Annotated in this window: 21 protein-coding genes and 1 tRNA gene; 10 read left to right on the forward strand and 12 right to left on the reverse strand. The window is 63.9% G+C overall.

Translation table 11 applies throughout. The features are described 5' to 3' along the window. Positions 1–610 precede the first annotated feature (610 nt). Positions 611–2530, forward strand: coding sequence for an ATP-dependent zinc metalloprotease FtsH (gene ftsH, locus V3H18_RS05580; RefSeq protein WP_332080970.1), 1920 nt, complete (start codon positions 611–613; stop codon positions 2528–2530). 186 nt (positions 2531–2716) lie between these two features. Then, positions 2717–3214 (forward strand): DUF1269 domain-containing protein, encoded by a 498-nt coding sequence (locus tag V3H18_RS05585; protein ID WP_332080971.1) that lies wholly within the window; start codon positions 2717–2719, stop codon positions 3212–3214. Between the two features lie 40 nt (positions 3215–3254). On the opposite strand, the gene V3H18_RS05590 is transcribed toward V3H18_RS05585, so the two are convergent. From V3H18_RS05590 to V3H18_RS05605, 4 genes are all read right to left on the reverse strand, one after another. Next, positions 3255–3926, reverse strand: a complete 672-nt coding sequence (locus tag V3H18_RS05590) for a hypothetical protein (protein ID WP_332080972.1) — start codon at positions 3924–3926, stop codon at positions 3255–3257. A 225-nt stretch (positions 3927–4151) separates the two neighbouring features. Further along, complete coding sequence (locus tag V3H18_RS05595) at positions 4152–5150, reverse strand: outer membrane protein (RefSeq protein ID WP_332080973.1); 999 nt, start codon at positions 5148–5150, stop codon at positions 4152–4154. Positions 5151–5612: 462 nt separating this feature from the next. Continuing rightward, positions 5613–5690: transfer RNA gene (locus V3H18_RS05600), tRNA-Pro, on the reverse strand. 50 nt (positions 5691–5740) lie between these two features. Beyond that, the gene (locus V3H18_RS05605) at positions 5741–6277 is read right to left on the reverse strand and encodes a MerR family transcriptional regulator (RefSeq protein WP_408631764.1); all 537 of its coding nucleotides are present in this window, start codon (positions 6275–6277) and stop codon (positions 5741–5743) included. Positions 6278–6569: 292 nt separating this feature from the next. On the opposite strand from V3H18_RS05605, the gene V3H18_RS05610 reads away from it, so the two are divergent. Genes V3H18_RS05610 through V3H18_RS05625 form a run of 4 tightly spaced genes read left to right on the forward strand, consistent with a single transcriptional unit; the run spans position 6570 to position 9999 of the window. Continuing rightward, positions 6570–7682: a COX15/CtaA family protein gene (locus tag V3H18_RS05610; protein ID WP_332080975.1), complete on the forward strand. Its 1113-nt coding sequence runs from the start codon at positions 6570–6572 to the stop codon at positions 7680–7682. A gap of 10 nt (positions 7683–7692) precedes the next feature. Continuing rightward, positions 7693–8592, forward strand: a complete 900-nt coding sequence (locus tag V3H18_RS05615) for a TIGR04222 domain-containing membrane protein (RefSeq protein ID WP_332080976.1) — start codon at positions 7693–7695, stop codon at positions 8590–8592. Further along, complete coding sequence (locus tag V3H18_RS05620) at positions 8582–9430, forward strand: DUF692 domain-containing protein (RefSeq protein ID WP_332080977.1); 849 nt, start codon at positions 8582–8584, stop codon at positions 9428–9430. Before V3H18_RS05615 ends, V3H18_RS05620 begins: the two co-directional genes overlap by 11 nt. After that, the gene (locus V3H18_RS05625) at positions 9427–9999 is read left to right on the forward strand and encodes a hypothetical protein (protein ID WP_332080978.1); all 573 of its coding nucleotides are present in this window, start codon (positions 9427–9429) and stop codon (positions 9997–9999) included. The genes V3H18_RS05620 and V3H18_RS05625 overlap by 4 nt, the downstream gene beginning before the upstream one ends. 7 nt (positions 10000–10006) lie before the next feature. Here the strand turns inward: V3H18_RS05625 and V3H18_RS05630 are convergent, their stop codons facing one another. From V3H18_RS05630 to pqqB, 4 genes are all read right to left on the reverse strand, one after another. Next, entirely contained in the window at positions 10007–10411 is a 405-nt protein-coding gene (locus V3H18_RS05630; protein ID WP_332080979.1) for a flagellar export protein FliJ, read from the reverse strand. A 175-nt stretch (positions 10412–10586) separates the two neighbouring features. Continuing rightward, on the reverse strand, positions 10587–12056 hold the full coding sequence (pqqE, locus tag V3H18_RS05635) for a pyrroloquinoline quinone biosynthesis protein PqqE (RefSeq protein ID WP_332080980.1): 1470 nt from the start codon (positions 12054–12056) through the stop codon (positions 10587–10589). Then, positions 12049–12819, reverse strand: a complete 771-nt coding sequence (gene pqqC, locus V3H18_RS05640) for a pyrroloquinoline-quinone synthase PqqC (RefSeq protein ID WP_332080981.1) — start codon at positions 12817–12819, stop codon at positions 12049–12051. Before pqqC ends, pqqE begins: the two co-directional genes overlap by 8 nt. Beyond that, positions 12816–13745 carry a pyrroloquinoline quinone biosynthesis protein PqqB gene (gene pqqB / locus V3H18_RS05645; RefSeq protein ID WP_332080982.1) on the reverse strand — a complete coding sequence of 310 codons (930 nt, stop codon included), beginning with the start codon at positions 13743–13745 and terminating at the stop codon, positions 12816–12818. The genes pqqC and pqqB overlap by 4 nt, the downstream gene beginning before the upstream one ends. A 282-nt stretch (positions 13746–14027) precedes the next feature. Here pqqB and V3H18_RS05650 point away from each other — a divergent pair, with 282 nt between their 5' ends. From V3H18_RS05650 to V3H18_RS05660, 3 genes are all read left to right on the forward strand, one after another. Beyond that, the gene (locus V3H18_RS05650; protein WP_332080983.1) at positions 14028–15209 is read left to right on the forward strand and encodes an alpha/beta hydrolase; all 1182 of its coding nucleotides are present in this window, start codon (positions 14028–14030) and stop codon (positions 15207–15209) included. Between the two features lie 77 nt (positions 15210–15286). After that, positions 15287–15499, forward strand: a complete 213-nt coding sequence (locus tag V3H18_RS05655) for an AbrB/MazE/SpoVT family DNA-binding domain-containing protein (protein WP_408631762.1) — start codon at positions 15287–15289, stop codon at positions 15497–15499. Then, on the forward strand, positions 15499–15879 hold the full coding sequence (locus V3H18_RS05660; protein WP_332080985.1) for a type II toxin-antitoxin system VapC family toxin: 381 nt from the start codon (positions 15499–15501) through the stop codon (positions 15877–15879). The genes V3H18_RS05655 and V3H18_RS05660 overlap by 1 nt, the downstream gene beginning before the upstream one ends. Before the next feature lie 5 nt (positions 15880–15884). Here the strand turns inward: V3H18_RS05660 and V3H18_RS05665 are convergent, their stop codons facing one another. The 4 genes from V3H18_RS05665 to moaC all read right to left on the reverse strand — a co-directional run bounded on the left by V3H18_RS05665 (position 15885) and on the right by moaC (position 19314). Then, positions 15885–16736 carry a CDP-alcohol phosphatidyltransferase family protein gene (locus V3H18_RS05665; protein WP_332080986.1) on the reverse strand — a complete coding sequence of 284 codons (852 nt, stop codon included), beginning with the start codon at positions 16734–16736 and terminating at the stop codon, positions 15885–15887. A 5-nt stretch (positions 16737–16741) separates the two neighbouring features. Continuing rightward, the gene (locus tag V3H18_RS05670) at positions 16742–17494 is read right to left on the reverse strand and encodes a phosphatidylserine decarboxylase (RefSeq protein ID WP_332080987.1); all 753 of its coding nucleotides are present in this window, start codon (positions 17492–17494) and stop codon (positions 16742–16744) included. A gap of 23 nt (positions 17495–17517) precedes the next feature. Further along, a complete protein-coding gene (locus V3H18_RS05675; RefSeq protein WP_332080988.1) occupies positions 17518–18732 on the reverse strand; it encodes a molybdopterin molybdotransferase MoeA in 1215 nt (404 codons plus the stop codon). Between the two features lie 102 nt (positions 18733–18834). Beyond that, entirely contained in the window at positions 18835–19314 is a 480-nt protein-coding gene (moaC, locus tag V3H18_RS05680; protein ID WP_332080989.1) for a cyclic pyranopterin monophosphate synthase MoaC, read from the reverse strand. A gap of 220 nt (positions 19315–19534) precedes the next feature. Between moaC and V3H18_RS05685 the strand changes: the two genes are divergently transcribed. Beyond that, positions 19535–19885: a hypothetical protein gene (locus V3H18_RS05685; protein ID WP_332080990.1), complete on the forward strand. Its 351-nt coding sequence runs from the start codon at positions 19535–19537 to the stop codon at positions 19883–19885. Positions 19886–19921 lie beyond the last annotated feature (36 nt).

The following is a 19921-nucleotide window of genomic DNA, read 5'->3' on the forward strand; positions in this document are numbered from 1 at the left end:
CGCTTGCACGGCGTTCATGGCGTTTCCCTTTCTCAACGCTTCCTTGCCGCTCGCCCTCGAGGCGCAGCGGAAGCGATGCGACAAATTAACGCATCGACGCGTTGGAAAGCCAAGCGGGAAAGCTATTGCGTCGCACGCTCCAATGGCTCTTGAACGAGGCAAAATAGAAGGTCTAACGGGCCCATGGGCCGCGCCGTCTTGCGTTCAAACGGCAAGGCTTGAGCAGGGTTGCGCCGCAGCGACGATTGTTAAATTCATGACATGAGCTTTGCCGTCGCCACATCTGTTTTCTGTCGGATAGCCGACGACTTACCTCGCAAAGCAGGGATCGCAGGGATTCGCGATTGAGGAGGCGGCTGGGTCGACCAGGGATAACCGGGTCTGGGCTTCCCCCGTGCCCCGCCCCTCTAAGGGCGCCCGCGCGGTCTTCCGCGCGGGAGCAGCAGCCTTTTGGCGGATAACGGACATAATTTGGCTATTTCGCCATCCTGACCTACATTGTTTCTAATCTCATCTTGCGTCTGTCGAGGCGCGTCGCCCACAGCCAGGAAGACATGCATGATGACGACGACGTTCGCGCTCGCCGCGGCTCGCGTCATAGGAGGTGAAAATGAAGGCGAATTGGAAGAAATATTTGCCTTGGGTCGTCTTCGTCGCCGTCGGCGCTCTGCTGTTCGGCCTGTTCCAGCATCAGCAGTCGCGCACCCCTGCGCGCGAAATCACCTTTAGCGAACTGCTCGTGCAGATTGACGAAGGCCGTATCCATGACGTGACCATCGCCGGCAATGAGATCACCGGCCACTTCAACGACAATCGCACTTTCACGACCTATGCGCCGAATGATCCGTCGCTCGTGCAGAAGCTTGAGAGCAAGAAGGTGCAGATCAGCGCGCGTCCGGCGAGCGACAGCCCCGGCTGGCTCTCGACGCTGCTCGTGAACGGATTGCCGCTGCTGCTCTTCATCGGCGTGTGGATTTACATGGCGCGCCAGATGCAGGGCGGGGCGGGCGGCCGCGCGATGGGCTTTGGCAAGTCGAAGGCGAAGCTGCTCACCGAGACGCAGGGGCGCGTGACCTTCGAGGATGTCGCCGGCGTCGACGAAGCCAAGGAAGATCTCCAGGAGATCGTCGAATTCCTGCGCGACCCGCAAAAGTTCCAGCGCCTCGGCGGACGCATTCCGCGCGGCGTCTTGCTCGTCGGCCCGCCCGGCACCGGCAAGACGCTGCTCGCCCGCGCCATCGCCGGCGAGGCTGGCGTGCCCTTCTTCTCGATCTCGGGCTCCGACTTCGTCGAAATGTTCGTCGGCGTCGGCGCCTCGCGCGTGCGCGACATGTTCGAGCAGGCCAAGAAGAACGCGCCCTGCATCATCTTCGTCGACGAGATCGACGCGGTGGGCCGTCACCGCGGCGCGGGTCTTGGCGGCGGCAATGACGAGCGCGAGCAGACCCTGAACCAGTTGCTCGTGGAGATGGACGGGTTTGAAGCCAATGAAGGCATCATCCTGATCGCGGCGACGAACCGACCGGACGTGCTCGATCCGGCGTTGATGCGGCCGGGCCGCTTCGACCGCCAGATCCAGGTGCCGAACCCGGATTTCATCGGGCGCGAGAAGATCCTCAAGGTTCACGCCCGCAAGGTGCCTTTGGCGCCGGACGTCGATCTGAAGGTGGTGGCGCGGGGCACGCCGGGGTTCTCGGGCGCCGATTTGATGAATCTCGTCAACGAGGCGGCGCTGCTTGCGGCGCGGCGGTCGAAGCGGATCGTGACGAACCAGGAGTTCGAGGACGCGCGCGACAAGATCATGATGGGCGCTGAGCGGCGCACGCTGGTGATGACGGATGAGGAGAAGAAACTCACCGCCTATCACGAGGGCGGACATGCGCTGGTACAGCTTTCTGTTCCGGGCGCCATGCCGATCCACAAGGCGACGATCATCCCGCGCGGCCGTGCGCTCGGCATGGTGCAGGGCCTGCCGGAACGCGACCAGATTTCGCAGACCTTTGAGCAGCTCACGGCGATGCTCACCATCGCCATGGGCGGCCGCGTCGCCGAGGAGCTGATCTTTGGCCATGACAAGGTGACGTCGGGCGCGGCTTCCGACATCCAGCAATGCACGCGGGTGGCGCGCGCGATGGTGACGCAGCTCGGCTTCTCGGACAAGCTCGGCACGGTCGCCTACGCCAATCCCGAACAGGAGCAGTTCCTCGGCTACTCGATTGGACGCCAGCAGACGCTTTCCGAAGCCACGCAGCAGACGATCGATGGGGAAGTGCGCCGGCTCGTGCAGGAGGCCTATGACGAGGCCAAGCGCATCTTGACCGAAAAGCGCAGCCAGCTCGATACGCTCGCCAATGGCTTGCTGGAATTCGAGACGCTGACGGGAGAGGAGATGAAGGGCCTGCTCGTCGGCAAACGCCCGGTGCGCGACGAGACGCCTTCGGCGCCCCAGCCGCCGCGCGGCTCGGCGGTGCCGACGACGGGACCCAAGCCCGAGCCCGATGTCGGCGGGTTGGAGCCGCAGCCGGTTTGATCGGCGCGGCAAGCCAAAGAGGAAAAGGCCCGGCGGCGCGCCGGGCCTTTTTCGTTTCACGCGCGGAAAAGCTGATTCTTCCCCGCGCATGGCTTATTTCCCTGCGCGCGCATTGCCCTCTTGGGTCGACTGAACTAGATCGTCGTCTGCGAAGCCAGGGAGCGACGCGAAAAAGGAGAGGCGCCTATGAATGACCTTCTCGTGATTGCATTTCCGTCGGAACAAAAGGCGGAAGAGGTTCGGCAGAAACTTTTCGCCATGCAGAAGGAATATCTTATCGAACTCGGCGATGCGGTGGTCGCGGTCAAGAGCGAGGATGGCTCCATCAAGCTCAATCAATTGTTCAGCACCACCGCGATCGGCGGCGTGTCCGGCGCCTTCTGGGGCCTGTTGATCGGCCTCATCTTCATGATGCCGCTCGCCGGCGCGGCGCTCGGCGCGGGCGCTGGCGCCCTCTCAGGCGCTCTGACCGATTTCGGCATCGACGATAAATTCATGAAGGATGTGACGGCGGCTGTTCCGGCGGGCGGCGCGGCGCTGTTCGTGCTCGTGCGCAAAATGACGACGGACAAAGTGCTTGAGGGCCTGAAGGGCGCGGGCGGCGTCGTATTGCGCACCTCTTTCGAAAAATCGAAGGAAGATGCGATTCGCGCGGCGCTCGCCGCCCAGGCGCCTTCCGCCTGAGATCAAACGCGCGCCGGCGAAGCGCCGGCGCGCGGCTTATTCAGACGATATCGTCGCCGGCCGCGTCGATCTTTCGCCGATGCGAATGCATTGTGATGTAAATGGTCGCGGCGACAAAGACGATCCCGATAATCGACACGAGAATGAAAAGCGACGAGCGCTGAATGATCGCGACCGCCGGCACGAAGAGCGCGAGAATAAGGCCGACGGCGCATATCTGCCAGGCGACGGCGTGCACGCCCGCGACGAAGGTCGCGACGGCAAGCAGCACCATCAGGTTGAGGCCCGCCGCATTGACGTCGATCAGGCTGCGCAGCGGCGCCGAATAGATCAGCCACATGCCGAAGAGAAACGCCGCCCAATGCAGGATTTGCGTCCAGACGAGACGCGTGCGGTCATGCGTGGATTCCGCATGGCGCCAGCCCACGAAGATGCAGATCGCGCAATAAACGGGCGTCAGCAGCTCCCAGTAGAATGCGACGGGCTGACCCGTGAATGTGACCATGCCGATGCCCAGCAGCGCCATCGACAGCATGACGATATAGGGCAGGTCGATTTTGAGGACGTCGAGAAACAGAATCTCGGGCGGCTGCGTCTTGATTTCATCGATGCCGTGTTCGATCGCCGTGACCCAGCTCTCCTCTTCCGTTTTTTCGGCTTTGGCCGGAACGTCGGCGGCTTTCGGGTCGGCGGGGTCGGAGCTATGAGACATGAGAACCATCCTCGCTGTTTCGGGCTCGAAAAACATTTCCGTCGACGCGACGGCGTCGGGCGGGCCGGCGCCGCCGCTTCGTTTGAAGCGAAGCGAACATAGAGCGCGCGCCGGAAGCGGGCAACCTGCGCGGCGGCGCTATTCCTTCCAGGCGCAGACAAAAGGAAACCCGGCCGCGAGGGCCGGGTTTCCCGTTTGAAGTCGAAATTTTGAAGATTCCGACGATCAATATTTCGCGACGATCGGCGCGGAGCCCCAGTTGAAGTGATAGTTGACGCCGGCGCGGGCGATGACTCCGTCATATTTGATGCGCGACGTGGGAACATTGGCAGCGAGAGGTCCGCCAATTCCCAGGAAGGGAATCGAGATCGGCGACATATAGATGACAGGGCTTGACGCCATGGTGGCGCTGCCGAGGTCGTAATAGAGGGCTTCCGCCTTCACGCTCCAGCCTGGCATCAGCATCCATTCGAAGCCGCCGCCGGCCGTCCAGCCGACGCGCGTGTCCGAATAGCGCGCCGTTCCGGGAACGACAGGCGCGCCGAGCGACGCGATCGGGAAGCCGAGGACCGAGAGAGACGCCGTGCCCGCCGCCGAATGGGTCGCATTGGCATAGACGCCGCCATAGGCGAGACCACCCGTGCCGTAAACCATCAGAGTCGGCAGGGCCAGCCAGCCGAGACGGCCGCGAACCGTGCCCATCCAGTCGATGCCCGCCTGGATGTCGCCTGAACCGATCGCGGTGCGGTTAACAGTCACAAGATTCGCGAAGTTGAGGCTGTCGGCGCCCACGCCGGAATAACCGCCGCGACCGCGGATGCCCGCGCCCTGGATGTCGGCTTCAACGCCGGCGACAAAGCTATTGTAGAACTGCCAGTTGTAGCCGATCTGGCCGCCGCCGATGAAACCGTTCTGGTTGACGTTGGCGGTCCCGGTGTTCGCCAGCGACGACGAGCCAAAACGGAAGTTCGACACGAGGAAAGGCGACAGCGGCGCGGTCAGGGCGGCGAGCGTATCCTGTACGGGGAAGGAAGCGGTATTGACCTGGTTGGTCGTGCCGAAGCCATAGCCGGCGTTCAAACCCGCGTAAAAGCCGGTCCACAGCGGCGGCGGCGGGGGCGGCGGCGGCAGCGGCGCCTTATAGCTCGGAAGGTCGGCCGCGAGCGCCGAACCGCCGCTCACTGCGAGCGCAACGATTGTTGCGAAAGTCAATCTCTTCGTCATGGTTTACCCCATTCCGGCTGTCAGCCAAGCATGTAAAAACGCTCCGCTTATTGAGCAGGTAAGTATATCCAAGTCTTACTGCTCTTCGGCTCGAAGCGATGTATGTTGATGCGCCGGTCATCCGCATTATGTCAATCGGGAGGCGCTATTAAACGCGGGTTGTCGCAATGATGACTTCAAGATGTTGTATTTCTACAACATCTTGACCGAAGATACTTTAAACCGGTGTGATTTTTAAGTGCGCAATTTTTTTATGGAATTGGCGATTGTTACTAAATCGTTGCCGGTCGCGCCGTCCGGCGCCGCGCCAGCTCCCTCGAAGCGGCGTCGCGACCGTCGCCCTGTCATCGCGCTCCATAAAGGGGCGCCGCCGCGCGAAAGCGAATGAGTCGCCGCGAGGCAGCAGGGCGCGACTTCCGGCCGCCATGAGAGCGTTTTTGACCGTTATTAGGATCGCTTAAATGGTCGGAGTGGCGGGATTCGAACCCACGACCCCTTGTCCCCCAGACAAGTGCGCTAACCGGGCTGCGCTACACTCCGACGTGGCGCCGTTATAGTGAGCCGCGACGACGCTGGCAACGGCGGCGTTCTCAACGCTTGGTCAGTTTCAAAAGCCGTTTGCACTCTTCGATTTCCGCCAGAACCCCGCGCAGTATTCGCGCTTCGGCTTCGGCGAGCGGCCTCGGCTCGACAATCACGGCGGGGAGATTGACGCGCGCCGGCACGTCGAGCGCGGGCGTGTCGTCGCCGTCCACTTCCTCGAAGACCCCGTCGAGCGGCTCGTCGTCGGCGGGGAAGTCCTCGCCCGCCGTTACGCGCCCCGCGGCGCTTCGATTCGTCGCCTCGGCTTCCGCGTCGATCGGTTCGCCCGATTCGCGTCGGCGCGCTTCCTCAAGAATCGTTTCGACGCCGCGCTCCTTGAGGATGCGCTGCACGCCCTTGATCGTATAGCCCTCATGATAGAGCAGATGACGAATCGCGGCGACAAGCTCTATGTCGCGCTGCCGATAGAAGCGCCGCCCGCCGGCCCGCTTCAGCGGATCGATCTGTTTGAAGCGCGTTTCCCAAAAGCGCAGCACATGCTGGGGGAGGTCTAGGCTCTCCGCCACCTCGCCGATCGTGCGCATGGCTTCGTCGCTCTTGCCGACCACGTGATTCCCCGACTCAAGAGACCGTCGCAATTCTTACATCCGCAGACGCGCTCTTTTCAGTCCAAAATCCGGTGGCGGAAGGGCGCGGCGCGGCGCGGAGAGCGGATATTGCCGAAGCCGGCATCGGTCTGGCATAAAAAGCACTTTACTTCAATATTTTAGATCGCAATCTGAAATCGGCGATTCATGAACTGGCTCGAGGTGTGGACAAGTACGGCCGCGATCCCTTAACTGCCGCCGTCGCTCGCTTCTCGAACCGTGGCGCGTCATGGAAGACTGGCTTCACTTTCCGCATCCCGTCCCAGCGATCAAGCCCTATGCGACGGAGGAGAACGCCATTGCGGTGCGCAACTGGCTGTGGCTCGTCGCGGCGCTGGTTTTCCTCATGGTCATCGTCGGCGGCGCGACGCGGCTGACAGAATCCGGCCTGTCCATCGTCCAATGGAAGCCTGTCACCGGCGTGCTGCCGCCGCTCTCCCACAAGGAATGGCTGGAAGCTTTCGACGAATATAAGCAAATACCGCAATATAAAGAGCTGTTCCCGAACATGGATTTGGTCGGGTTCAAATATATCTACGCTTGGGAATGGGCGCATCGCCTGCTCGGGCGCCTGATCGGCGCTGTCTTCGCCATTCCGCTGATCTGGTTTTGGGCGAGCGGGCGGCTGCCGCGCTCGATTAAGCCAAAGCTCCTCGGCATTTTCGCGCTCGGCGCGCTGCAGGGCGGCGTCGGCTGGTGGATGGTGGCCTCGGGCCTCGTGAAGCGGGTGGAGGTGGCGCAGGAGCGTCTCGCGATCCATCTCATCCTCGCCGCGCTGATCTTTTCCGCTTGCCTCTGGGTCGCTGGCGGTCTCGGTCCGCGCGCGCGCTCCGTCGTGCATGAGGGGGCGGGGCGCTTGAAAGCGACCGCGCTCGTCCTTCTGACGCTGGCCTTCGTGCAGATTTTCGTCGGCGGCCTCGTCGCGGGTCTGCGCGCCGGCCTCGTCAACAACACCTGGCCGCTGATGGACGGCGTCTTCATTCCCTCCGGGGATGTGCTGTGGAGCCTCGAGCCCATCTGGGTCAATCTCGTCGACAATCCCGTCACCGTGCAGTTTTTCCACCGCATGATCGCCTATGCGATCTTCGTTCTCGCCTTCGGCCATCTCGTCGACGCGCTGTTAAATGCGGAAGGGCGCGCCCGACGCGGCGCGATCATCGTCTTCGGCCATGTCGTCATGCAGATCGCGCTGGGCGTCGGGACGCTCGTGCTGGTCGAGCCGCCTTTTGACGGAACGCCGCACCTATTGCTTGCGCTCGCGCATCAGGCGGTCGGCATGGCCGTGCTCGCGGTCGCGACGCTGCAGGCGCGCCGCCTGACGCAAGACATACTGTCAAATTGAGAGCCACGCCGTGCATCTTCTTTCGATTCTCGATCTCCCCGGTCCCGCATTCCTGAACGTCTTCGGACTGGTCGTCATTCTCGTGCTGGCGGCGGCCTGGCTCGTCATTCGGCTCGCGGATCGCACAGACCGCCAACCGCCGCCGCCCGTGCCGCAGAATCCGGATGCGATGGAGGTCGCCTATCTGCAAGGCGGCGTGAATCAGGTCATTCGCACGCTCGTCTATGATCTCGCGCAGCGCGGCTTCGTCGCTCTCGCCAAAGGGGACCGGGTCGTTCCGACCGACAAGGAGCCGCAGTCCGGCGAACTCAACGCGCTGGAGCAAATCGTGCTGCAATCCGCGCAGGCGAAACCGAAGGCGCGCGAATTGTTTGAAAATCGCGTCCTGCGCAAGCAGTTGCTCGACGAGCTTGCGCCTTTGCGCGCGAAGCTCGCGACGGAAAAACTGATAAAACCCGAAGCGGTGAAAATCTGGCGCACGCGCGCGCAGATCGTCGGAACCCTTATCATCGCCGGCCTCGCGCTCGCCAAACTTTACGTCTCCTGGAATGGGGGACCGGCCAATGTCTCCTATCTGATCTTTCTCGCGATCGCCTCCATCGCAGCGCTCTTCGCGCTCGCCTATGTGCTGACCCGCTCCCATGCGAGCCGTCGCGGCCACGCCTATCTCGACGCGCTGCGGCTCGCTTATGCGGATCGTCTGAAGGAGGCGGTAAGGCATATTGGCTCGCCCGGGCCGGAAGCGCGCGCCTTCCACGGCGCTTCGCTCTTTCTCATTGGCCTCTATGGCTTCTCCGTACTGAAAGATACGACCGAGGCGATGTTCGCCGAGTCCTTTAAGCGCGGCTCGGCGTCCGGCGGCGGCGATTGCGGCACAAGCTGCGGCGGCAGTTGCGGCGATGGCGGATAATGCGTTGGTCGCGGCGATGGACGCGCCCGCGCTCGGCTCGGGGCTCGGCTATCGCCCGCAGTTTCGCGCCGATCTCTTCGCCCATCGCGCGGGCGTAGATTTTCTCGAAATCATCGCCGATCATTATCTCGACGCCGCGCCGGAAAAGCTCGACGAGCTCGACTTGCTCGCGGCGCATTTTCCGCTCGTCGTTCACGGGCTCGATCTTTCCATTGGCGGCGCCGATGGGATCGATCTGCGCTATCTCGATAAGCTCGCGGCGCTGATCGAGCGCGTCGATCCGCCCTGGTGGAGCGAGCATCTTTGCTTTACCCGCGCGGGCGGCGTCAGCATCGGCCATCTCGCAGCGCTTCCCTATACGCAGGAAGCGATCGACGCCGTCGCGCGCAATATCGAGATTGTCCGCAGCCGCATCAGGGCGCCGCTCATTCTCGAAAACGTCACCACCGTCGTGCGCGTTCCCGGCGGCGAAATGGAGGAGCCTGAATTTCTGTCGCGCGCGCTTGAAGCGAGCGGCTGCGGCTGGCTATGCGACATCGCCAATATGCATGTGAACGCGACGAATTTCGGCATCGATCTCGACGCCGCTTTCGAGCGCTGGCCCTGGGACAGGCTCGTGCAAATTCACTATGCGGGCGGGCGCCGGCGGGGCGACCTCCTGATCGACAGCCATGACGCCGCGACGAGCGAGGCCGTCTGGGCGCTTCTCGCGCGCGTCGTCCGGCGCGCGCCTATTAGAGGCGCCATTCTCGAACGCGACGAGCGCCTGCCGCCGTTTCGCGAACTCATCGACGAGGCGGCGCGGGCGCGCGCCCTGTTGCGGGAGCGCGCGCCATGAGTCTCGCGCGGACCCAAGCGCTGCTTGCGCGCATTTATACCGACGCAAGCCTGCGGCGCGCCTTCTTCGATGCGCCGCTTGCTATCGCGGCGCGTTTCGGCCTGGACGGCAAGGCGGCTGAAACGCTCGCGCTCATCGACCGGCGCGAGGTGGAGACCTTCGCGCAAAGTCTCCTTGGCAAGCGCAGTCTCGACGCCCGCAAGGCGCTGCCGCTCACGGCGCGCCTTTTGGAGGAAAGATTCGACGCGCTGCTTAAGGAGGCGATCGAGGGTCCTGCGGCGCCTCTGCGCCGTCGCGCCGACGCCGCCGCGCTGTCGCAGCGGCTCCACACGCTCTGCGCACAAGGCGCGATCAAGCCCGCGTGGATCGCCGACCTTGCGCGGTTCGAGCTCGTCTTTGTTCAGGCGGCGCATCCGGGCGCGACGCTCATGTTCCGGCGCTTTCGCTATGATATCGCGCCTCTTGCGGCGTCCGTCGCGCGCGGCGGGCCAGCCGAGGCGCGCCCGCGCACGACCTATGGGATTTGGGCGCGCGCGCCGAAGGGGCGGCTGCGCTGGCGGCTGTTTTGACGAGGGGTCAGACGCGGCGCAGCGCTTCCGACAATTCGCTCTGACGGCGGTCGGCGACGACGTCGATCAGGCGTTCGGCGCCGCGGTCGCGCGCCTCCTGGCTCTGCGCCTTGGCGAACTCCTCGGCCGCTTCCTTGAACTGCGCTTCCGCATCGTCGAGCTGGCCGCGCAATTCGGCGACCGACGCCATGATATTATCGCGGCGCACGCGCGCGGCGCGGGCATAGGTGGGATAGGCGAAGTGCGAGGGGTCGTCGATATTGGCGCGCCGCTCTTCCTGTGCGATTTCGCGGTCGAGCTCATTCGCCATGCGCGTGAATTCGGCGATCATCGCATTAAGCTGAACGACGCGCCGGCGTTTTTCCTCGGCCTGAAAGCGTTTCAGGCGGACAAGCGTATCCCGCGACTTCATGCGACAAGCTCCGTTACGCGACTTATGCGAAATAAATCCTTAACTCCGCGAGACGGGGCTTAATATGCAGCGTGGAAGTTGCTCCTTTCTTACCGCTTCGGATTTTTTTGCGGCATAGCGGCGCCGGCCGCCGCCCAGGAAGATGATTAGGCTCTGGGGACCGCTCTGGGGACCGCTAGACGGGCTCTTTCGCGCGTGCGCCCTGCGCGGCGGGGCCGTAGCGCCGATAGACGAAGTCCGGCGCGGGCGCATGCGACTCGACTTCCGCGAAGGCGGCGAAGCGCGCATGTTCCGGCGAGAGATGGCAGGCGGGATCGACCGCCCTCGCGTCGCCGGTGACGGCGAAAGCCTGGCAGCGGCAGCCGCCATGGTCGATGTCGCGCCGCTCGCAGCTGCGGCACGGCTCCTTCATCCAGTCGACGCCGCGAAAGGCGTTGAAAGCCTGGCCGTTGCGCCAGATGTCGCCGAGCTGGCGATCGCGCACATTGTCGAAGACGAGACCTGGCAGCGTTTGCGCGGCGTGGCAGGGAAGCGCCTTTCCGGAAGGCGTCACCGCCATGATCGAGCGGCCCCAACCGCCGGTGCAGGCCTTGGGCCGCGTCGCGTAATGATCATGGATGACGAAATCGAAATTAAGCACGCCGGCGAGGCGCTTCTTCGCCGCTTCGACGATCTCCACCGTCGCCATGAAGGTTTCGCGGGTCGGAATGAGCGCGGCGCGGTTCACCTGCGCCCAGGCGTAATATTGGATATGGGCGATCTCGATGCGTTGCGCGTCGACCTCCACGGCGAAATCGATGATCTGCGGCAGATGCGCGATGTTCTGCCGATGCATCGGCGCGTTGATCGTCAGCCCCATCCCGAATTCGCGCGTCCAGCGCGCCACGTCGCGCTTCTTGGCGACGCCGCCTTCAAAGGCCGAGATGCGGTCGGCGCTGTCGGGAATAACGTCCTGCACCGAGACCTGCACATGGTCGAGGCCGATCTCAGCGAGACGCTGCAGGCGCTCTCGCGTGAGCAGCACGGCGGAGGTGACGAGATTGGTGTAGAGGCCGGCGTCCACGGCATGGGCGAGTATTTCTTCGAGATCGCGCCGAATCGTCGGTTCGCCGCCCGAAAGATGTAATTGCAACGCGCCGATCGCCGCCGCCTGATGGAACGTCTCGCCCCATTCGTCGGCGCTCAACTCGGTATTCGCGCGCTCGAGTTCGAGCGGATTGGAGCAATAGGGGCATTGCAGCGGGCAGCGATGCGTAAGCTCGGCAAGAAGCCCGGCGGGCCCTCCGGCGAAAGGCGCGATCGACGAGGCGAAAGCCGAGACCGGCGGCGGCGAGAAAGCGTCCGCTCCGTCGCGGAGCAGCCGCTTGTCGGCGAGGCCTTGCAGCAGTTTCGTCACGTCGCGGGCAATGACCTCGAGCGGCGCCGAATATTGTTGCGCGAGCTTGGCGCAAAGATCGCCGACCCGGGTTACGCCGTCGATGGCGCGCAGGACGATGAGGCCGATCTGGTCGAGCTCATAGGCGCGTTCGGGGGCAAGAATGACGGTGCGCGCGCGGGCGCGATCCTCATGCAGCCGCGCATAGCGCGTGAAGGCCGGACGCGAGTCCGGTCCGATCACGAAACGCGCGGCGTGCGGATCAGACATTCGTTTCCCCTGGGCGCCATGCGCCGGGCGGAATCAGCCCGGGCGTGACATAGGCATGATGTAAGGCGTCAAGCTGCGCCCACAAGACGTCGCATTTGAACCTCACGGCCCCGACGCAGGCTTCCTGCTCGGCGCGAGTCCTGGCGTTGTCGAGCACAAAGGCGAGCGCAAATTCGGAATCGCGCGGCGCCTGGGTGAGGCGACGCTTGAAATAGGCCATTACCTGATCGTCGACGAAATTATAATTCTCCAGCATGCCGGCGATGCGTTCGCGATGGATCGAGGGCGCGAAGAGTTCGGTGAGCGAAGACGCGACGGCGACGACGAGCGGCTGCTCGACGACGAAACGCACATAGGCCTCCACGGCGAATTTCGTGGCGGGGAGGGCGCCGCGACGCGAGGTTACATAGTCGCGCGAAAAGCCCAAAGCGTCTGTGAGCACGAGCCAACGTTCGATGCCGCCGCCTTCCTCGCCAAGGCCGTCGTGATCGTGAATGCGGTGGATCCATTCGCGACGCAGCGCGCGGTCATGCACGCGGCTCATGAAGGCGGCGTCCTTGCGCGGCACGGCTTCCTGGTAGCAGTAGCGGTTGAGCGCCCAGGCGGCGACCTGTTCCTTTTGGAGCTTGCCGCCGTGCAGCAGCTTATGGAATTCGTGCTTGTCGTGATAACGCTCGGCGCCGACGGCGCGGATCGCCGCCTCGAACTCTTCCCGCGAAAGCGGCGCGGCGTCGCGCCAATCCACCTGCACGATGCCGTTCATAGCGTCACCTCCATGCCGTCCGCCCCGATCTCCCAGCCGGCGCTTTGGATCGCGGCGCGTTCTTGCGAAAATTCGTTGAGCGTCGGATTTGAATTATTGATGTGAACGTAGATTTTGCGCGTCACGTCGAGCGGCGCGAAGGCGGCGATGGAGCCGTCGTCGCCGCTCATATTGATGTGGCCCATGCGCGAGCCGGTCTTGCCCAGGAGACCCTGTTCGATCATCTCGTTTTCATGGAAGAGCGTGCCGTCGAAGAAGACGAGCGAAGCGCCCTTGAGCCGCGCCGCGAGCGGCGCGTCCACCTTGGCGCAGCCCGGAATGTAGAAAAAGGACTGGCCGGTCCGCGTCTCGACGATTTCAAGCCCGAGCGTGTCGCCGGCGCTCGTGCCGAAATCGGGCGCATTGGCGTTTTCGAGATAAAGCGCGATCTTTCCCGGCACGGGAAAGGCGCGGATCGAAAGCCCGAGATCGAGCCCGGCGCCGGTCACCGCGATTGTGCGGTCCATCCGCAATTCGATGCGCGGCACGAGCTGGGTCTGCAAAATGGTGAAGATCGGATTGGCGCCGAGCGCCTCCAGCACGCGGCCCGCGGCGTAAAGGCTGAAGGGCTGCGCCTCGCGCAGATTGAGCAGGCCGGCGACATGGTCAACGTCGCCATTGGTGAGCGCCACCGCCTTGATCGGGCTGGCGCGCACGCCGTCGTCGGGGCAGGGCGAGAGTTCCGGCGCGGCGGCGATTTGCGCGCGCAAATCCGGCGAGGCGTTGAGCAGCAGCCAATCTGCGCCATTGGCGCTGACGGCGAGCGACGATTGCGTGCGCGGCGAATAGCCGGCCGCGCCGGCGCGGACCGCCCGGCAATTTGCGCAGTTGCAATTCCATTGCGGGAAGCCGCCGCCGGCGCCCGAGCCTAATATTCTGATCCGCATTGTTTCTCCGGCGTGCGGCCGCCGCCGCGCCAGCCGCATCTCCCTCATCGTCATTATTTTGGCCGGCACTATGCACAGGCGGCGCATATCCGCGCAAGTGCGGCGAATTTGCGCGGGCAGTCATGAAATATCGAGACTTTTTCCCATAAGGGACGGGCGTTTCGCCCCGCTTTTGTCGCTTTCGACAGGCACAAGGAGGGCGTCGGGCCGAGACGCCTTTACGTCAACCCCGCGCCGTCGCTGAATGTCTTATCGCGAGGGCGCCGGATAGGGCCAATCATCTTGAGCAAGCTTGGGAAAATATTGCTCGCGCGTTTCAGCGCGCTTCTGGCGGCGGCGTCGCTTGCCGGTTGCGTGTCCGAGGGCGTGCGCATGGTCGACGGCCATGTCGGCAATGCGGCCTCGTTCATCGCCGGTCCGCGCGGCGAGCCGTCGAATGTCCAGCTTTTCGTCGCCTCGACGCGCCGTTCGGAAGGCGCGTCCGATGATGGCCGCGCGCATTTCTCGCTGACCTCGGTCGGCGTCCCGCTCAATCATCGCGCCGGCAATATCGAACGGCCAAGTTTTGGCGGCGCCGACAGTCAGCGGCACTTCACCGTGCTCGGCAAGCGCAATATGGACGAGCAGGAATTTTACGGCGCGGTGGCGTCGCATGTTTCCGGGCGCGTCGGCAATTCGCGGGACGTGCTGCTATATGTGCATGGCTTCAACACCGGGCTCGACGATGCGCGCTTTCGCCTCGCCCAGATCGTCGCCGACGGCGGCTTTTCGGGCGTTCCGGCGCTCTTCGCCTGGAATTCGCGCGGCGGACTGTTCAATTATGAGTCGGATAAAGAGGCGGCGACGGTTTCGCGCGACGCGCTCGAAAAGTTCCTTCTTGAGCTTTCGCGCACGCCGGGCGTGGGACGCATACATGTGCTCGCGCATTCGATGGGCGCATGGCTAACGATGGAGACGCTGCGCGGCGTCGCGCAATCCGGCCATCCAGATCTCGACGGAAGGCTCGGCGAGGTGATGCTCGCCGCGCCCGACATCGACCTCAACGTCTTCCGCCAGCAATTGGTGCGGGTTGATCCGCGGCGCGTCACGATCTTCGTCGCCAACAATGATCGCGCCTTGTCGCTCTCCTCGCGCATCGCCGGCGCGCGCCTGCGCCTTGGCGCAATGGACCCCGCGAAGCCCGAAGAGAAGGCCGAACTGGACCGGCTCGGCGTCGCCGTTCACGATATTTCGTCTTTCTCGACGGATTTCATCGGCCATGGCGCTTTCGCGGAGGCGCCGGACGTGGTCCGCCAGATCGGCGCGCGGCTCGCCGCGCCGCGCGAGGGGGAAGCCGACAAGATGGCGATTCCGGATTTCAGAGGTGACAATACGGAAACGACCTCGGGCGCGAAAACGCCTGAGCCGCCGCTGGTTAGTCAGAAGATCGAGAGCCAGCCTTTGGCGCCGCTCGCGGCGCGATAGCGCTTTCGATATTGCGCCGCCGAGCGGCGTGTTATAATTTCTTACTGATTTGCCATCGATCTAAAAAGCGTATGATCATGTCGGACACGGCGACTCTCTCCACGAAATTTCAAATCTCGATCCCAAAATCGGTTCGCGAAGAGCGAAAATGGAAAGCGGGTCAGAAGTTCGCGTTCCTCCCCAAAGGGACGGGAGTTTTGCTTGTTCCGATTCCTGAACGTGATCAACTCATCGGCCTTGCGAAGGGAGCGAAGCCAGAAAATTATCGCGACCGTAAAGATCGTTTTTGATGCGGCTGGTCGACACATCCGCGTGGATCGAATGGCTCATGGCGTCGCCGACGGGAAAAGCCCTGGGCTCGGCCATTCCTCTTAACGACGAATGGCTTGTTCCAACGATCGTGCAACTCGAACTTTCCAAATGGCTGACTCGCGAGGTAGGCGATGAGAAGGCGGACCAAGTGATCGCATTTACCGATCTTTGTCGTGTGGCTCCGCTTGATACAAGGATCGCGCTCATGGCGGCGGATCTCTGCGCCAAGCACAAACTCGCGACCGCCGACGCAATCGTCTATGCGACAGCGCTTGAATATGACGCTGACCTTCTCACATGTGACGCGCATTTTAACGGTTTGCAGCGCGTCACATATGTCGCAAAGGCTCGATCGTAAGTTCGCTAAGGCGTTTTTTCGCTCGCCGTCAGGCCCGCTTTCTCCGCCTCGGCTTTCGCCAGCGCGCTATAGCGGCGCACGCTGAGCGGAATGGCCGCTAGAAACGCTACGCTCACCACGGCGAGCAGCTCCATCGGATAGATGGCGAGCAACAGCGCCGTCACGCCCACGCCAAAGAGCACGGGAATGACGAGATCGCGCGGGATACGCCCGATGCGCTTGCCGGAGAAATGCGGAATGCGGCTCGCCATCAGAAAGGCGATGGCGAGCACATAGACGATGTAGAAGGGCGTCATCGCTTTACTCGCCGGCAGCTCCAGTACGGAGAAATGCAGATAGAGCGGCAGCAGCACAGTGACGGCGCCCGCGGGCGCCGGCATGCCGACGAAGAATTCCGCCTGCCACGCCGGTTTCGTCGGATCGTCGATCATCACATTGAAGCGGGCGAGACGCAGCGCGCAGGCGATGGCGAAGACGAGCACGGCGAACCAGCCGAGTCCCTTGATCTCATGCAGCGTCCAAAGATAGAGCAGCAGCCCCGGCGCGACGCCGAAATCGACGAAATCGGAAAGCGAATCGAGTTCGGCGCCGAAGCGCGACGTTCCCTTGAGCGCGCGCGCGAGGCGCCCGTCGAGGCCATCGAGCACGGCCGCCGCCATCACCGCCGTGACGGCCGTTTCGAAACGCCCCTCGATCGCATAGCGGATCGCCGTCAGCCCCATCGACAAAGCGAGCAGCGTGACGAGATTGGGCAGGACGATGCGCAGCGGAATGTTGCGGAAGCGCAAACGCCGACGCTCGGAGGGCGTCAGCGCGCCCTCCTGTTCTTCGTGTTGGGTGAAATAGGGATCGGCCATGGCGCTTAACCCATTTTGAAGGTAAGCGCCGCGACGCCGGCGTTGAGGTCGGCGAGTATGGTTTCGCCGGCGATGGCGCGCGAACCGACGGCGACCATCGGCCGCGCCTGAGCCGGCATATAGACGTCGACGCGCGAGCCGAAGCGAATGAGGCCAAAGCGATCGCCGACGCTGATCGGCTCGCCTTCCTTCACGAAGCCGACGATCCGCCGCGCGACGAGGCCGGCGATCTGCACGACGGCGAAACGGCCCGCAGGCGTCTCGATCACCATGCCGCTCCTTTCATTGTCCTCGCTCGCCTTGTCGAGGTCGGCGTTCAGAAAAAGGCCGGGCTTATAGGCGATTTTCAAGATGCGGCCGGTGATCGGGGCGCGGTTCACGTGAACGTCGAAAACGCTCATGAACACGGAGACGCGCTGCATCGGCTCGGACCCCAGGCCGAGTTCGGGAGGCGGCAGAAAAAATCCCACCGCGCTCACGACGCCATCCGCCGGCGAAACGACCAGCCCGTCGCGCAGCGGCGTCACCCGCGGCGGATCGCGAAAGAAATAGGCGCACCAGGCGGTGGCGATAAAGCCGATCCAGCCGAGCGTCGGCGACAGCCAGTTGAGGATGAAAGCGGCGAATGCGAAGCCGGCGACGAAGACATAGCCTTCGGGATGGATCGGAACGAGCGACTTGCGGACGGAATCGATGATCGACATGCGGGTCTCCCGTTGCGCGGCTGGCGCGGGTTTCTTGGCATGTTGCGGCGCCAAAGTCACGGACGCGCGACGCGCCGTCAGCGCAGACGCAGGATGCGACAGGGCGCGCCCGCTGGCGCCGGCGGCGCGCCGGCCTCGCGGATGAGCAGCGCCTGCGATTGCGCGAGTTCGGTCAGGAGCGACGAATCCTGCAAAGGCTGCGGCGTCGCGACGAGCCTGCCGTCGGCGTCGGTCGCAAGGCGCGCGCGCATATAGTCGCGCCGCCCCTTATTGGCGGGAAGCGCCGCGCCCGCCAGCGCGCCTTCCGTCTCGTCCGCGGCCGCGCGGGGATCGCCCTGCAAGGCGCGCAGCAGCGGCTTGAGAAAAAGCAGCGCGCAGACGATGGAAGCGACCGGATTGCCCGGCAGGCCAAGAATATGCGCGGCGCCCAGCCGCCCCGAGATGAGCGGCTTCCCCGGGCGCATGGCGATCTTCCAGAAATCGAGCGTCATGCCCTGACGCTCGAGCGCCGGCCGCAGCAGGTCTCGATCGCCGACCGAGGCGCCGCCGAGCGTGACCAGCACATCCGCGCGCGCCTCGCGGGCGAGGCCGATGCCGCGTTCGAGGTCGGCGAGGTCGTCGCGGAAAATGCCGAGATCGACGATCTCGGCGCCGGCCTCTTCCGCGATCGCCGCGACGCCGTAGGAATTACAGGCGATGATCTGCGCCGGGCCTGGCTCCGCGCCGGGCGGAACCAGTTCGTCGCCCGAAGCGATGATCGCGACGCGCGGCCGACGCGCGACGGGCAGGACCGCATGGTTCATCGCGGCGGCGAGGGCGAGCTCCGCGACGCCAAGCCGCGTCCCGGCCGCGAGGGCGACGGCGCCTTCACTGAAATCGAGGCCCGCCGCGCGAATATGGCGCCCCGCCGTCGCGCCTTCTTTCACGCCCACCGCGCCGTCGGCGACGAGAGCGTCTTCCTGCAGCAAAATAGCGTCTGCGCCTTCAGGAACCGGCGCGCCGGTGAAAATGCGGATGGCTTCGCCGGGCTGAAGCGGCGCGTCATAGCCATGTCCCGCCGCGCTCTCGCCGACGAGCTTGAGACGCGCGCCGGGCGAAAGGTCCGCGCCGCGCAGCGCATAGCCGTCCATGGCCGAGACGGCGACCGGCGGTTGCGTGCGCCGCGCGACGAGATCGTTCGCCAGCGTGCGGCCCCGTGCCTGCGCGAGGGGCGCCGTTTCGGCGCCAAGCCGCGCCGCGCCAGAAAGCACGCGCGCCAGCGCATCGTCGACGGAGAGAAGTTGATCAGCCATTGTTTCGCATTCCGCTATCGCGCGCGCAGCGCGGCATTCCAGAAGGAGCGCCCCTTGCCGGCTTGCATCGTCGCATCTGTGTTCGTAACGATTGCGGCGGCCTCAGTCATCGCGCCGCCAGTCGCCGGATTTGCCGCCGCGCTTCTCGACGAGTTCGATCCCCTCGATGCGCATGCCGCGGTCGGCGGCCTTCAGCATATCGTAGATCGTCAGACAGGCGACGGAGACGGCGGTCAGCGCCTCCATCTCGACGCCTGTCTTGCCGGAGACGGACGCCTCCGCGACGACGACGAGGCCGGGCAGCGCCGCGTCCGGCGCGATGTCGACCGTCACGCTCGACAGGGGCAGGGGATGGCAGAGCGGAATGAGGTCGCTCGTCTTTTTCGCCGCCATGATTCCGGCGATGCGCGCGGCGCCGAAGACGTCGCCCTTTTTCGCCTGGCCTTCGACCGCCAGCCGAAACGTCTCTTGCGCCATGACGACGCGTCCCCGCGCGCGCGCGACGCGCATCGTCGCCGCCTTCGCCGACACGTCGACCATATGAGCTTCGCCTGCGGGGCTGAGATGAGTGAGTTTGGCCATTTGCGACGGTTCGCTCTTTTTTGCGCTCCTAATACAACCTAAGGTTGCATTCTTCTCGGGGGTCGAGTATCTTCCGCATGCTGTCCAGTCGTCCAAGACTGCCGTCAGTGGTGTCCGACAGCCAAATATACTTATGTCATTTGATTATATCCCACGGTTGTCGCGCATCAAATCGTAGGGGGGATCGATGTCCCAATGTAATTGTAAAGGATCAACCACAATGTCCAACGAACATGTCCCTGACTTTACTGTTGCCGGGGCGGAAGGCTTCGCGCCCGAGGCTGCGGCTGAAGTGACCCGGTTCGGCGCTCAGGCGGATTTGGCGGGCGTGCAGGCGCTGAAGCTTTCCGTATGCGTCGGCGCCAGCTACAACCCCCAAACGCAGCAGATTTGCTTTCAGATCCCCATTTACGGCAACTTCTGCGTGAAATTGCCGATCGCCATTCCGGTCGGCGCCTCGTTGAAGGTTTGCGCGCAGACCTGCGGAAGCATTATTCCGACGGGGCTCAAAGCGACGATCTATGTCAACGGCAGCGTCGTTAAGACGATTGTTCTTTTCGGCCTGTGCTGACCGTTTCAGACCAACTGGAACAAGCGGCGCGCAAAT

The sequence above is a fragment of the Methylocystis borbori genome, from assembly GCF_036576025.1.
Classification (GTDB): domain Bacteria; phylum Pseudomonadota; class Alphaproteobacteria; order Rhizobiales; family Beijerinckiaceae; genus Methylocystis; species Methylocystis borbori.